Below are 12,906 nucleotides of genomic sequence, written 5' to 3' on the forward strand. Positions count from 1 at the left end.
CGCATTTTGCGACCTCTCAACCCGTCCGGGCACCCACAACCACGGCAGTACATTTCGGTATAAGGGCGAATCGGTGCGTGTTCTGCCACAACCGGCACACGGGCTGGCTTCCCACGCCGTGCAACCGACGGCATGGACTGCCGCAGAATCCGCCGGTCGGCTCGTGCGTGCTCAGTCGTCGTCGGTGGGCCGTGATGGTGGGGGTATCAGCGACCGAACTGCTGTGAATGCCGCCGAACGCTGATGGCCACGAGACAGCCGAAGGGCACTGTTTTGGGAGCCAACTGCAACCAGAACTGCAACCACAACGACGTCAGCCCGGATCGTCGGAACGATCCGGGCTGACGTTTTGCCTGTTCAGGCTGGCGGAGGATACGAGATTCGAACTCGTGAGGGGGTGAACCCAACACGCTTTCCAAGCGTGCGCCCTAGGCCACTAGGCGAATCCTCCGTGCGGAAGCTTACAGGAGGTCGGTGGGTGCTCGCGCACCCCTATTCGAGTGCGGGCCGGGATGCTGTGAACCCCCCGTGCACCCGGCAGAGCCTCCCTATCCTTGCTGCCTTCCGGCCCTGGGGAGGTTCAGGAGGGTACCGCCGCACGGGGGGTCCGGGGCCTACAGTACCCGACTCGGGTCCCGGTTCGGGCGCGGGTGGGGGTGTGGGGGTGGTTCGGCGTTCCGCGTCTGTCGTTCGGCCCGGCTATCGTCGGGGGCGTGTCGCTCGCCCTCTACCGTCGCTATCGACCCGAGACCTACGCAGAGGTCATCGGGCAGGAGCACGTGACGGAACCCCTGATGCAGGCTCTGCGCAACAATCGCGTCAATCACGCCTACCTCTTCAGTGGGCCGCGAGGGTGTGGCAAGACCACCAGTGCGCGCATTCTCGCCCGGTGTCTCAACTGTGAGCAGGGGCCTACGCCGACGCCCTGTGGTGAGTGTCAGTCGTGTCGGGATCTGGGGCTCGGTGGGCCCGGCAGCATCGACGTGATCGAGATCGACGCCGCGTCGCACGGTGGTGTGGACGACGCGCGCGACCTGCGCGAGAAGGCGCATTTCTCGCCGGTGAGTTCGCGCTACAAGATCTACATCATCGACGAGGCGCACATGGTCACGTCGGCGGGCTTCAACGCGCTGCTCAAGGTGGTCGAGGAGCCGCCGGAGCACCTGAAGTTCATTTTCGCCACCACCGAGCCGGAGAAGGTCATCGGGACCATTCGGTCCCGGACGCACCACTATCCGTTCCGGTTGGTGCCGCCCGGTGTGCTGCGCGATCACCTGGCGTCGGTGTGCGAGGCCGAGGGGATCAAGGTCGAGCCCGCCGTGCTGCCGCTGGTCGTGCGGGCGGGGGCCGGGTCGGTTCGGGACTCGATGTCGGTGATGGATCAGTTGCTCGCGGGGGCCGCCGACGACGGGGTCACCTATGCGATGGCCACCTCCCTGCTCGGATTCACCGACCGGTCGTTGCTGGACGACGTGGTCGAGGCGTTCGTCGCGCAGGACGGCGGGGCCGCGTTCGAGCTGGTCGACCGGGTGATCGAGGGGGGCTACGACCCGCGTCGGTTCGTGGCCGACCTGTTGGAGCGGCTGCGCGACCTGGTGATCCTGGCCGCGGTGCCCGACGCGGCCGACAAGGGTCTGATCGACGTGCCGGCCGACCAGATGGAGCGGATGGTTCGGCACGCCGCCGAATTCGGCCGGGCCGGGCTCACCCGGGCCGCGGACATCGTCAACACCGGCCTCACCGAGATGCGCGGCGCCACCGCGCCGCGGCTGCAGCTGGAGCTGATCTGCGCCCGTGTCCTGCTGCCCGCCGTGGACTCCGGTGAGCAGGGTCTGCAGACGCGCCTGGAACGCCTTGAGCGCCGGGTCTCCGTCGGCGGCCTCCCCGCCGCGCCCGCCGGCCCGGAGCCCGCCCGCGCCGACGCGCCCGCGCCCGCCGCCCGACAGCACGCCGCCGCCCCGGCCCCGGCTCCTGCCCCGACCCAGGCCCCACCGCCCCCCGTACAGCAGCCGCAGCAGCAGCCGCCGCCCCGTCAACCTCAGCCGCAACAGTCGCAACAACCCGGCGCCTGGCCCCAGGCCCGCGCCGCCGGCTCCGGCCTGCCCTCCGCCCAGGGCCGCCCGCCCGCTCCCGAGCAGCCCCAACCCGCGCAGCAGCCCCAGCCCCACCAAGCCCAACAGCCCACGCCCCACCAGGCACCCCCGCCCCCGCCGGCGACCTGACCCGTGTCCACGAGATGTGGCCGCAGATCCTCGACGCCGTCCGAGCCCGCAACCGGGTCGCCTGGATGATGCTCCAGACCGTCACCGTCGCCGGATTCGACGGCACCACGCTCACCCTCGCGTTCGAGCAGGCCGGCACCCGCGAGGGCTTCCGCAGCAGCGGGCGCGACGAGATCGTGCGCCAGGCCGTACTGGACGCGTTCGGCCTCGACTGGCGCATCGACTGCGTCGTCGCCGGCGAGGGCACGGCCGCCCCCACCCACCGCCCCGCCTCCGCACCGGCCCCGGCCCCGATGCCCTCGGCCGACCGGCAGCCCGCCGCCCCGGCAGCCCCGGCCGCCCCCGCGCCCGGCGCCTGGCCCGGCACCCCGCCGCCGGCGCCCGCAGCCGCGCCCGCCCCGCCGCAGGCCCAGGCCCCGACCCAGGCCGCCACCCAGCCCCGCCCCCCCGCCGCCGCCCCGCCGCCGCAGGCGCCGCCCGCTCGCCCGCAACCCCAGCAGGCCCCGCCCCCGCCGCCCCCCGAGCCGGACTTCGACATCCCCGAGGACTTCGGCCGCTACGACGACGAGGACCTCGCCGACGACGGCGGCCAGTCCACCCACGAACTGCTCGCCCGCGAGCTGGGCGCGACCATCATCGACGAGTCGCCGACCACCTGACCCCGCGAACAGTGCCGTCGCCGCGCGTCGGCCCCGCCCGGAGCCGTAGGCTCGACCGCAGGACGGGCACGCTGAAGCGGGCCGCCCGAGGCGGTGCGAGGCCGCGTGCGAGCGACGAAGGGTGTCCAGGTGTTTCCCGGTGGTGGCCAGCCCGACATGCAGCAGCTGCTGCAGCAGGCGCAGAAGATGCAGCAGGACCTGATGGCGGCGCAGGACGAACTCGCCCGTACCCAGGTGACCGGGAGCGCCGGTGGCGGCCTGGTGACCGCGACCGTGTCCGGGGCCGGCGAACTGCTGGCTCTGGAGATCTCGCCCTCCGCGGTGGATCCTGAGGACACGGAGACCCTCGGCGACCTGATCGTCGCCGCGGTGCGCGACGCGAACCGTGCCGCCCTGGAGATGCAGTCCCAGCTGATGGGCCCGCTCGCCCAGGGCATGGGTGCCGGCGGCCCGCTGGGCCTGCCCGGCATGTGAGCCGGATCCGCCCGACCGAAAGCCGAACCCACCGACAAGCACCCACCGACCACGAACCCGCCGACCACGAACCCCCCGACAACGAACGCACCCACAACCGGAACGAGCAGGGAGACGGTAGGTGTACGAAGGCGTCGTACAGGACCTCATCGACGAGCTGGGCCGACTGCCCGGTGTAGGGCCGAAGAGCGCGCAACGCATCGCCTTCCACCTCCTGGCGGCCGACCCGGCCGACGTCCGGCGCCTCGTGCACGCGCTCACCGAGGTCAAGGACAAGGTGCGGTTCTGCGTCACATGCGGCAACGTGGCGGAGTCGGAGCAGTGCCGAATCTGCCGCGATCCGCGACGCGACGCCGCGGTGATCTGCGTGGTCGAGGAGTCCAAGGATGTCGTGGCGATCGAGAAGACCCGCGAGTTCCGGGGCCGCTATCACGTGCTCGGCGGCGCGATCAGCCCGATCGAGGGTGTGGGCCCCGACGACCTGCGGATCCGTGAGCTGATGACCCGGCTCGCGGACGGCACGGTGACCGAGTTGATCCTGGCCACCGACCCGAACCTGGAAGGAGAGGCGACCGCGACGTATCTGGCTCGCCTGTGCAAGCCGATGGGTCTGCGGGTGACCCGGTTGGCCAGCGGGCTGCCGGTGGGGGGCGACCTGGAGTACGCCGACGAGGTCACGCTCGGGCGTGCCTTCGAGGGGAGACGACTGCTCGATGTCTGACGACCTGAACGAATTCACCAGTGAGATCGCCGACCAGATCGACAGCTTCGTCCTGGCCGTCACAGAGGTGGCCAAGGGCGAGGAGCCGGAGCAGGCGGTGTCGATGCTGCTCCTGGAGGTCTCGCAGCTGATGCTCGCGGGCGGCCGGCTCGGCGCGATCGCCGACGTGGTGCCCGACGACCGATTCGAACCCGACTCCGGCCCGGACCCCGACGTCGACGCGCTGCGCTCGGCGCTGTCCCGGCTGCTGGAGCCGATCGACGTCTACTACGAGGTCTTCGACCCGTACGTGCCCAAGTCCAAGCCGGTCGCCGCGCGGCTGTCCGACGACGTCGCCGACGTGGTCGCCGACCTCGCGCACGGGCTCGCCCATCACCGGGCCGGGCGCAACCGGGAGGCGCTGTGGTGGTGGCAGTTCTCGTACCTCTCCAACTGGGGCGCCACCGCGAGCGCCGTGCTGCGCGCGCTGCAGTCGGTGGTCTCGCACGCGCGGCTGGACGATCCGATCATGGAGAGTCTGGACCCGGCCGGACAGGCCATGGCCGACGAACTGGTCGACGAACTCGCCGAACAGCTCGACGAGGCCGTGGTCCTCGGCGGCCCGCACACCTGAGCCCGCACAGGCACGCCCGCCTACGCACGCCCGCACACGTACACACACCCACACGCACACCCGACCACACCCGCGCACGGGGGAGTCCCACCCCGGGCCCGGCGTAAGGCGGGCACCACCGCACCCGGCGGCGCCCGGTGCCCCACATGGGCGTTCGGTTCCGACTGTTCGCTTAGTGATACGTACGTCTCACAATGTGAATAAAGCTTTGACCACTGTGCGGCCTAGTTAGACTGTGCCGACCGCACAGATATCAAGCGAGGAGCGCACGTGGGCCTTGTCGTGCAGAAGTACGGCGGCTCCTCCGTCGCCGATGCCGAGGGCATCAAGCGCGTGGCCAAGCGAATCGTAGACACCAAGAAGCAGGGCCACGAAGTGGTCGTGGTGGTGTCCGCGATGGGCGACACGACGGACGAGCTGATCGATCTGGCGCAGCAGGTGAGCCCCATCCCTTCCGGGCGCGAACTCGACATGCTGCTCACCGCGGGTGAGCGGATGTCGATGGCGCTGCTGGCGATGGCGATCAAAAACCTGGGCGTCGACGCACGGTCGTTCACCGGCAGCCAAGCCGGTGTGATCACCGACGCGGTCCACAACAAAGCGCGCATCATCGATGTGACGCCGGGACGGATCCGCTCCGCGCTCGACGAGGGCGCGATCGCGATCGTGGCCGGATTCCAGGGCGTGTCCCAGGACACCAAGGACATCACCACGCTCGGCCGCGGCGGCTCGGACACCACCGCCGTCGCGCTGGCCGCCGCGCTCGACGCCGAGGTCTGCGAGATCTACACGGATGTGGACGGCATCTTCACCGCCGACCCCGCGTGGTGAAGAAGGCCCGGAAGATCTCCCGGATCAGCTACCAGGAGATGCTGGAGTTGGCCGCGAGCGGATCCAAGGTGCTGCACCTGCGGTGTGTGGAATACGCCCGCCGCTACGACATGCCCGTGCACGTGCGGTCGTCCTTCTCGGGACTCGTCGGCACTTGGGTGACGGATGAACCCGAAGGGGACGACATGGAGCACGCGATCATCTCCGGGGTCGCCCACGACACCAGCGAAGCGAAGATCACGGTGGTCGGGGTCCCGGACAAGCCGGGCGAGGCGGCCAAGATCTTCCGCCTGGTGGCGGACAACGAGATCAACATCGACATGATCGTGCAGAACGTCTCCGCGGCCTCCACCGGCCGCACCGACATCTCCTTCACGCTGCCGATGTCGGACGGGCAGAACGCGATGACCGCGCTGACCAAGGCCCAGGCCGAGATCGGCTTCGAGTCGCTGCGCTACGACGACCAGATCGGCAAGATCTCGCTGGTCGGCGCCGGCATGCGCTCGCACCCGGGCGTGACCGCCAAGTTCTTCGAATCGCTCACCGGCGCGGGGGTGAACATCGAGCTGATCTCGACCTCCGAGATCCGGATCTCGGTGGTCTGCCGTGCCGACGGCGTTCCGGCCGCCGTCCAGGCCGTGCACACCGCGTTCGGCCTGGACGACCAGTCCGGCGAAGCCGTCGTCTACGGAGGTACCGGCCGATGACCCGCAAGGACAAGCCCACCCTGGCCGTCGTCGGCGCCACCGGCGCGGTCGGCACGGTGATGCTCGAACTGCTCTCCACCCGCCAGGACGTGTGGGGCGAGATCCGCCTGATCGCATCGGCGCGCAGCGCGGGCAAGAAGCTCGTCGTGCGCGGCGAGGAGGTCGAGGTGATCGCGCTGAGCGAGGAGTGCTTCGACGGCGTCGACGTCGCGATGTTCGACGTGCCCGACGAGGTCTCCGCGCACTGGGCGCCGATCGCCGCGAGCAAGGGCGCGGTCGCGGTGGACAACTCCGGCGCGTTCCGGATGGACCCCGAGGTCCCGCTGGTGGTGCCCGAGGTCAACGCCGCCGCGGCGCGCGTACGGCCGCGCGGCATCATCTCCAACCCGAACTGCACGACGCTGACCATGGTCGTCGCACTCGGGGCGCTGCACGCCGAACTGGGCCTCAAGGAGTTGGTGGTCGCCTCGTACCAGGCCGCGTCCGGCGCCGGTCAGCCCGGTGTCGACGCGCTGCGCGAGCAGCTCGGCAAGGTCGCGGACAGCCGTACCCTGGGCACCCAGCCCGGCGATGTGCGCCGCGCGGTGGGCGACTTCGGCCCGTTCCCGGCGCCGCTCGCGCTCAACGTGGTGCCGTGGGCCGGCTCGCTCAAGGACGACGGCTGGTCGTCCGAGGAGCTGAAGGTGCGCAACGAGTCCCGCAAGATCCTGGGTCTGCCCGACCTGAAGGTGCACACGACCTGCGTGCGCGTCCCGGTGATCACCACGCACTCCCTCGCGGTGCACGCCGTGTTCGAGAACGAGGTGTCGGTGGCCCGGGCGCACGAGATTTTGGACGGCGCCCCCGGCGTCGTGCTGTGCGACGACCCGGAGAACGGCGAGTTCCCGACGCCGGCCGACGTGGTCGGTACCGACCCGACCTGGGTCGGCCGGGTGCGTCGTTCGATCGACGACCCGTTCGCGCTGGACATGTTCATGTGCGGGGACAACCTGCGCAAGGGCGCGGCGCTGAACACCGCGCAGATCGCCGAGGTCGTCGCCGCCGAGCTGACCGAGCGCGACTAGGGCCCGTCCGCGAACCGACGCGGCAGCCGGCGCCCCCTGTGGGGACGCCGGCTGCCGCGTGTGCGGGCTACGGGTCCCCGCTGCGGTCGCACCGCGAACCTTTCCGCCACGAACCTCTCCGCAGCGGACGTTTCCGTCGCGGACCTTTCCGCAACGGACCGTCCCGTCACGGACCTTCGCCGCCCCGAGTAGCTGACTGCATGTCATCCGGCCCACTACGGTGGGCGGACGTGTGGCTGAAGCCGACGACCGTCCCCGGATCGCAGGCGTATACAACCTTCCCGGGGGGTCGGGTGTCCAACAGTCGTGGCAGAAATGGTCGTGAGGGCGGAACCGATGCTGCGCCCGGTTCGCATACCCGTGGTCGGCGCGCTGGAACAGGACGTTTCGGGAGCTTCCGTGTCCTCTGACGCGGGCGTCTCCATCGACGTCCTCACCGAGACCTACCGCGCGCACTATGGTTCGTTGTTGCGCTTGGCTTCCCTGTTGCTCGACGACACCGATTCGTGTGAGGACGTGGTGCAGGAGTCGTTCGTCCGGGTGCACACCGCCCGGCACCGGTTGCGCGAGGCCGACAAGACGCTGGCCTACCTGCGGCAGACCGTGGTGAACCTGTCCCGGTCGACGCTGCGGCGGCGGATCATGGGCATGCGGCTACTCTCCAAACCGGAACCGAACTCGGCCAGTACCGAGGACGGTTCCCGACACGTAGCGGAACGCGACGTGCTGGTAAGGGCGTTGCGCGAATTGCAACGGCGGCAGCGCGAAGTGATCGTGCTGCGCTATTACGCTGATCTGACAGAGGCTCAGGTGGCCGATCTGCTCGGGCTGTCGGTCGGCTCGGTGAAGGCGTACGCCTCACGCGGACTGGAAGCCCTCCGGGCCCGGATGGAGACGCCGTGAAGAACGACCCGGGGACCCTCGGTCCCGACCCCGACGACCTCGCGGCAGAGGTACGCCGGCGGCTGCACCAGGCCGTGTCCGACGTGCAGCCCGCGCCGGACGCCCTCGACCGGCTGCGCGCCGCCGTGCCCGCCCGCCGCAGACAGCGTCGGATGGCCACGCTCGGCGCCGCCGGGCTGGCCGCGGTGATCCTGGCCGGCACGCCCGTCCTGCGCACCGCGGTATCCGACGACGACGGCTCCAGGTCGAATGTCGGCGGCGTCCGCCCGTCCTCGTCGTCGGTCAACGCGACCGAGCCGCTGCCGGGGCCGAGCGAGGGGGTCAGCGCGGGCCTGCCGGGCGCCGGGCAGACCCATCCCGCCTCCCGCGGCAGCAGTCCCACCAGCGGATCCGGTTCCTCGGTCCCGCCCACCAGCGGGCAGACCGCGGGCACCGGAACGGGGCAGAGCACGCCGCCGTCCTCGAGCGCGTCGCCGAGCGGGTCGGTGCCGCCGGTCAAGCCGCCGCCCGCGTGTCGGACCGTCGACATGTCCGGGGAGGAGGCGCGTCTGGGCCCGGTCCGCGCCGACGGGCTGGCGTACGGCGTGCTCCAGGTGCGCAGCAACGCGGCCAAGGACTGCGTGGTGACCGGCCCCGGCGTGGTCGTCGTGGTCTCCCCGCCCGGCAATCCGATCGTCCAGGTGACGGTGGTCCAGGCGCCGAGTCCCGACACCGCGACCGCGCTGCCGGTGCCGTCCTCGTCCGCCCAGGGCATCACGCTGCGACCGGGGCAGGCGTACGAGTTCCAGTTCGCGTGGAAGCCGCAATCCCCGGGCGCGGACGGCACGTGCGCCGCCGACGCGCCCAAGGCGCCGGTGCCCGCGCTCGGCTACGCGCTCGCCGCCAACGACTTCAACGTGGCCAAGGTGACGCTCACGCCGACATGTGGCGGCACCGTGTACCGCACCGACATCTACCGGACCGGGGAGTACGCGCGCGTGGGGTGACACCCGGGATCGGCCCCCGTCGGCGGACGGTTACCGTTGGGGGGTGTACCGGTTCCTGCTCCAGCCGCGCTGGCTGGTCTTCCATGTGATCGTGCTCGTCGCGGTCCCGGTGTGCGCGGCGCTGGGATTGTGGCAGTTCCACCGCTACGGCGAACACAAGCGGAGCGGGGACGGCGGCGAGCAGGTGTCGGCGGCGCCCGCGGTGCCGCTCGCCGAACTGCTGCCGCCGGGCGCCAGGGTCGAGGGCGGCGATCGCGGCCGCTCGGTCACGGTGACCGGGAGCTATGACCCGGCGCACCAACTGGTGGTGCCGGGGCGGCGCCACGACGGGCGTACCGGGTCGTACGTGGTCACCCCGCTCCTTGTGGCCGGCGCACCCGCGGTGGTGGTCAACCGGGGCTGGGTCGAGGGCGCGACCGCGCCCGTCCCGCCCGCCGGCACCGTCACCGTCACCGGTCGACTGGAGTGGTCGGAGGCCGAGCACACCTCCGACGTCGATCGGGCCACGAACCTGGGGCCCGGTCAGCTGTCCATGATCAGCACGCCCGAGCTGGTCAACGTGCTGCCCTATCCGCTCACCGACGGCTTCGTCGCGCTGACCGCGCAGACCCCGGCCGCCGACTCGGCCGCGCTGGTGCCGATGCCGCCGGCGAAGGCGTCCGAGGGTGGCGGCATCTCGGGGCGGGCGTGGCAGAACCTCGGATACACCGCGCAGTGGTTCGTGTTCGCCGGTGCCGCGGTGTTCGTGTGGTGGCGCGTGGTGCGCCGGGAAGCGGACGAGCGCGCCGAGGAGCAGGAGGCGAAGCTGCTCGCGGAGCTGGGCGTCGAGACCTGAGCGCCGGGCGCGGCACGAGCCCGGCCCGAGCGACCGAGGCCCAGCGAGCCGAGCCCGGGTGACCGGGGCGAGGCCGGAAGTGGGCGAGCCGAGCCGCCGGAGGTGCTGCGGAGCCCCGGCGAGCGGGTGAGCCGGAGCACGCCGAGCAGCCGGGCCCGCGAGGCTCCGGGGCCTCACCGGACGCCGGGCCTTCGCCGGTGGACAGACCCGGCGCCCGGCCGCGCCGCACCGAGCCGAGTCCCGGCCCGACCGCAAGACCGCGCGGGCGGGCCGAACCGGTCGGCCCGCCCGCGGCGACCTACGCGGGGTTGCGCACCGGCAGGCCGATGACCCCGTCGACGAAGGCGAACTCCTGGCGCATCTGCCGGATTCGCTCCTCGACGACCAGCGAGCCGTGCCCCGCGTCGTAGCGGTAGACCTCGTGCGGCTTGCCCAACTGTTCCAGCCGCTCGACGTAGTTCTCGATCTGCTTGATCGGGCAGCGCGGGTCGTTCTCGCCGGCGCTGATGTACACCGGCACCCGGACCTGCTCGACGTAGGTCAGCGGCGAGGAGGCGGCCCAGCGCTCCGGGACCTCCTCGGGAGTGCCGCCGAGCAGCGTGCGGTCCATCGCCTTCAGCACGTCCATCTCGTCGTGGTAGGCGGTGACGTAGTCCGCCACCGGCACCGCGGCCAGGCCCAGGGCCCACGCCTCGGGCTGCACGCCCAGGCCGAGCAGGGTCAGGTAGCCGCCCCACGAGCCGCCGGAGAGCACGATGCGCTCCGGGTCGGCCAGGCCCGACTCGACCGCCCACGCGCGGACCGCGCCGATGTCCTCCAACTCGATCAGGCCGATCCGCACCCGCAGCGCGTCGGTCCAGTCCTTGCCGTAGCCGGTCGAGCCCCGGTAGTTGACCCGGACCACCGCGAAGCCGTGGTCGACCCAGGCCGCGACGTCGGCGGCGAAGTGGTCGCCGTCGTGCGCGGTGGGCCCGCCGTGGATGTTGAACACGGTCGGGAACGGCCCCTCGCCCGCCGGCTTGGACACCAGCGCGTGCACCCGGCCGCCGGGGCCCTCGACCCACGCGTCGGTGACCGGGACCGACCCGGGCGGGCGTTCGCCGGGCGGGGTGAGCAGCACGCCGCCCGCGGTCGAGCGCAATTCGGCGGGGGTCGAGCCGCTGGACCAGTGGTACTCGACGCTGCCGTCGGGCCGCGCGCCGGAGCCGCCGATGGTGCCGGGCGGGGTGTCGATCCGGGCGAGTTCGCCGCTCTCGAGGTCGTAGCGGTACAACTCGGAACGCCCGTGCTGCTCATGGTCGATCAGCAGCGCGCGGCCGTCGGGATACCAGTCGCCGGACACCTCGCCGGGCAGCCCGAGGTCGAGTTCGGTCTCGGTGCCGGACAGCGGCTCCCACAGCAGCAACTCGTCCCGGCCGCGCCGCTGGTGCACGACCAGCAGGCGCTGGTCGCCGGCGACGGGGGAGAAACCCATCGAGGACAGGTCGGAGTCCGGCCGGCCCCCCTCCGGGCCGTCGTGCAGGTCGGCCACCGGCGTGCCGTCCAGGCGCAGGACGCGCAGCGACGAGCGCATCGCGTCGCCGTGCTCGTTGTGGGCGATGACCAGGTGCGTGCCGTCCTCGGACAGCCCCGACAACCAGGCCGACTCGGCGTGCCGGTACACGGTCACCGGCTCGGCGCCGGGGCTCACGACGTGGATCGAGGAGCCCTCGTCGTCGCTCATCCGGCCGACCACCACGGTGCCGTCCATGGCGAGGCCGAGCCCGCCCGGGTAGGACGGCGCCAGGCCGGGCACGGCCGGCTCGTCCGCACCGCCGTCGAACGGCTGGCGCATCCAGATCCCGAACTCGTCGCCGTCGGTGTCCGCGAACCACCAGATCCAGCGCCCGTCGGGGCTGATCCGGGCCGACGCGGTGCCGTTGGGCCGGTCGGTCACCCGGCGCTGCTCGCCGGTGACGCGGTCCCACGCGTACACCTCGAACGTGCCGGAGGCGTTGGAGACGAAGACGGACTTCGCGGGCGCGTGGTCGGCCCAGCGCGGCAGGCTGATCCGAGCCGCCCGGTAGCGACGTTCCCAGGCGGGGACGGTCGGCGCGGGCTGGGCGATCGACGGTGTGGTCTCGACGGTGTCGGCGGCGGTGTTCTCGGGAGCGGGCATATCGCCATTCAACTACGAGCGGGCCCGGTTGTGTTCCGTCACCGTGAGACGCGACCCGTCACGCTCCGGGGTTGGCGGGTCGGTCCCCGGCCGCGCGACACCGCTTCGCCCCGAGCAGCCGGGCGTACTGCGGCCGCGCCGCAAAATCGGCAAACCCCCAGATCGCGGGCCGCCCGACCTCCCGACACAGGTGCAACACCCGATCGGGCCCGAGGTACACCCCGACATGCGCCCCGTACCCCGGAGCCCGATCGGGTCGCGGCCCGCCGTCGAACAGGAGCAGGTCCAACGGCGCGAACTCGTCGACCCGCGTGGTCGTGCTCTCATCGGCCCACAACTCCGACGACCGCAACGCCGGCGCGTGAAGCCCGTGGTGGGCGAGGAACGCGTAGGCGTAGAGCTGACAGTTGGCCCCGGCGATCAGGTCGCCCGGCGCAACCGCGTGCGGGTGACGGGCGTAGACGTACGGGACGGCGCGAAAGCGCGGCGGAAGTACGGCCGGTGACGGTTCGTGAGAGCGGTCGGTCATATCCGGGATCCAACCCTGTTGGGATCGCACCTTCCACCTCCGCCACTACGCACAGCATGCCGAACGCCCGCCGTCGGCAAAGGCACGGGCGGCGGCGCCCGGGCCGAGGTCCTCTGCCTTCGCACCTGTACAGAAGCGGAAACCGCGCGCCACGCCAGGGCCGTGTGGGGCATGCTCAGCCAGGGATGTCACTACCACCACTAC

At 71.7% G+C, this 12,906-nt stretch carries 9 protein-coding genes, 1 tRNA gene, 1 other RNA gene and 2 pseudogenes; 9 read left to right on the forward strand and 4 right to left on the reverse strand.

Features of this window, described 5'->3' with window-relative positions; genetic code table 11:
- Positions 1–363: 363 nt before the first annotated feature.
- Positions 364–451: transfer RNA gene (locus B4N89_RS15830), tRNA-Ser, on the reverse strand.
- A gap of 62 nt (positions 452–513) precedes the next feature.
- Positions 514–612, reverse strand: an RNA gene (gene ffs, locus B4N89_RS15835) — signal recognition particle sRNA small type.
- 101 nt (positions 613–713) lie between these two features.
- On the opposite strand from ffs, the pseudogene B4N89_RS15840 reads away from it, so the two are divergent.
- From B4N89_RS15840 to B4N89_RS15880, 9 genes and pseudogenes are all read left to right on the forward strand, one after another.
- Positions 714–2,881 (forward strand): annotated as a pseudogene (locus B4N89_RS15840) (DNA polymerase III subunit gamma and tau).
- Positions 2,882–3,010: 129 nt separating this feature from the next.
- Positions 3,011–3,355: a YbaB/EbfC family nucleoid-associated protein gene (locus B4N89_RS15845; protein WP_078976477.1), complete on the forward strand. Its 345-nt coding sequence runs from the start codon at positions 3,011–3,013 to the stop codon at positions 3,353–3,355.
- A 121-nt stretch (positions 3,356–3,476) separates the two neighbouring features.
- On the forward strand, positions 3,477–4,076 hold the full coding sequence (gene recR / locus B4N89_RS15850) for a recombination mediator RecR (protein ID WP_078976478.1): 600 nt from the start codon (positions 3,477–3,479) through the stop codon (positions 4,074–4,076).
- Positions 4,069–4,689: a DUF5063 domain-containing protein gene (locus B4N89_RS15855; protein WP_078976479.1), complete on the forward strand. Its 621-nt coding sequence runs from the start codon at positions 4,069–4,071 to the stop codon at positions 4,687–4,689. Before recR ends, B4N89_RS15855 begins: the two co-directional genes overlap by 8 nt.
- A gap of 270 nt (positions 4,690–4,959) precedes the next feature.
- Positions 4,960–6,227: pseudogene (locus B4N89_RS15860) on the forward strand (aspartate kinase).
- Entirely contained in the window at positions 6,224–7,291 is a 1,068-nt protein-coding gene (locus B4N89_RS15865) for an aspartate-semialdehyde dehydrogenase (RefSeq protein ID WP_078976480.1), read from the forward strand. Before B4N89_RS15860 ends, B4N89_RS15865 begins: the two are co-directional and overlap by 4 nt.
- A gap of 315 nt (positions 7,292–7,606) precedes the next feature.
- Positions 7,607–8,194, forward strand: a complete 588-nt coding sequence (locus B4N89_RS15870; protein WP_078976481.1) for a SigE family RNA polymerase sigma factor — start codon at positions 7,607–7,609, stop codon at positions 8,192–8,194.
- The gene (locus B4N89_RS15875) at positions 8,191–9,180 is read left to right on the forward strand and encodes a DUF4232 domain-containing protein (RefSeq protein WP_078976482.1); all 990 of its coding nucleotides are present in this window, start codon (positions 8,191–8,193) and stop codon (positions 9,178–9,180) included. Before B4N89_RS15870 ends, B4N89_RS15875 begins: the two co-directional genes overlap by 4 nt.
- A gap of 43 nt (positions 9,181–9,223) precedes the next feature.
- The gene (locus B4N89_RS15880; RefSeq protein ID WP_078976483.1) at positions 9,224–10,015 is read left to right on the forward strand and encodes an SURF1 family protein; all 792 of its coding nucleotides are present in this window, start codon (positions 9,224–9,226) and stop codon (positions 10,013–10,015) included.
- A gap of 298 nt (positions 10,016–10,313) precedes the next feature.
- Here B4N89_RS15880 and B4N89_RS15885 read toward each other — a convergent pair whose 3' ends face one another.
- Positions 10,314–12,173 (reverse strand): S9 family peptidase, encoded by a 1,860-nt coding sequence (locus B4N89_RS15885; RefSeq protein WP_078976484.1) that lies wholly within the window; start codon positions 12,171–12,173, stop codon positions 10,314–10,316.
- A 58-nt stretch (positions 12,174–12,231) separates the two neighbouring features.
- Positions 12,232–12,702, reverse strand: coding sequence for a cell wall hydrolase (locus tag B4N89_RS15890; RefSeq protein ID WP_078976485.1), 471 nt, complete (start codon positions 12,700–12,702; stop codon positions 12,232–12,234).
- Between the last annotated feature and the right edge of the window lie 204 nt (positions 12,703–12,906).

It is taken from the genome of Embleya scabrispora (genome assembly GCF_002024165.1).
Classification (GTDB): domain Bacteria; phylum Actinomycetota; class Actinomycetes; order Streptomycetales; family Streptomycetaceae; genus Embleya; species Embleya scabrispora_A.

Excerpts from the sequence above, each read along its gene's own strand:
- B4N89_RS15855 (WP_078976479.1), top strand. The coding sequence starts at position 4,069 with ATGTCTGACGACCTGAACGAATTCACCAGTGAGATCGCCGACCAGATC.
- B4N89_RS15865 (WP_078976480.1), top strand. The coding sequence starts at position 6,224 with ATGACCCGCAAGGACAAGCCCACCCTGGCCGTCGTCGGCGCCACCGGC.
- B4N89_RS15870 (WP_078976481.1), top strand. The coding sequence starts at position 7,607 with ATGGTCGTGAGGGCGGAACCGATGCTGCGCCCGGTTCGCATACCCGTG.
- B4N89_RS15885 (WP_078976484.1), bottom strand. The coding sequence starts at position 12,173 with ATGCCCGCTCCCGAGAACACCGCCGCCGACACCGTCGAGACCACACCG.
- B4N89_RS15890 (WP_078976485.1), bottom strand. The coding sequence starts at position 12,702 with ATGACCGACCGCTCTCACGAACCGTCACCGGCCGTACTTCCGCCGCGC.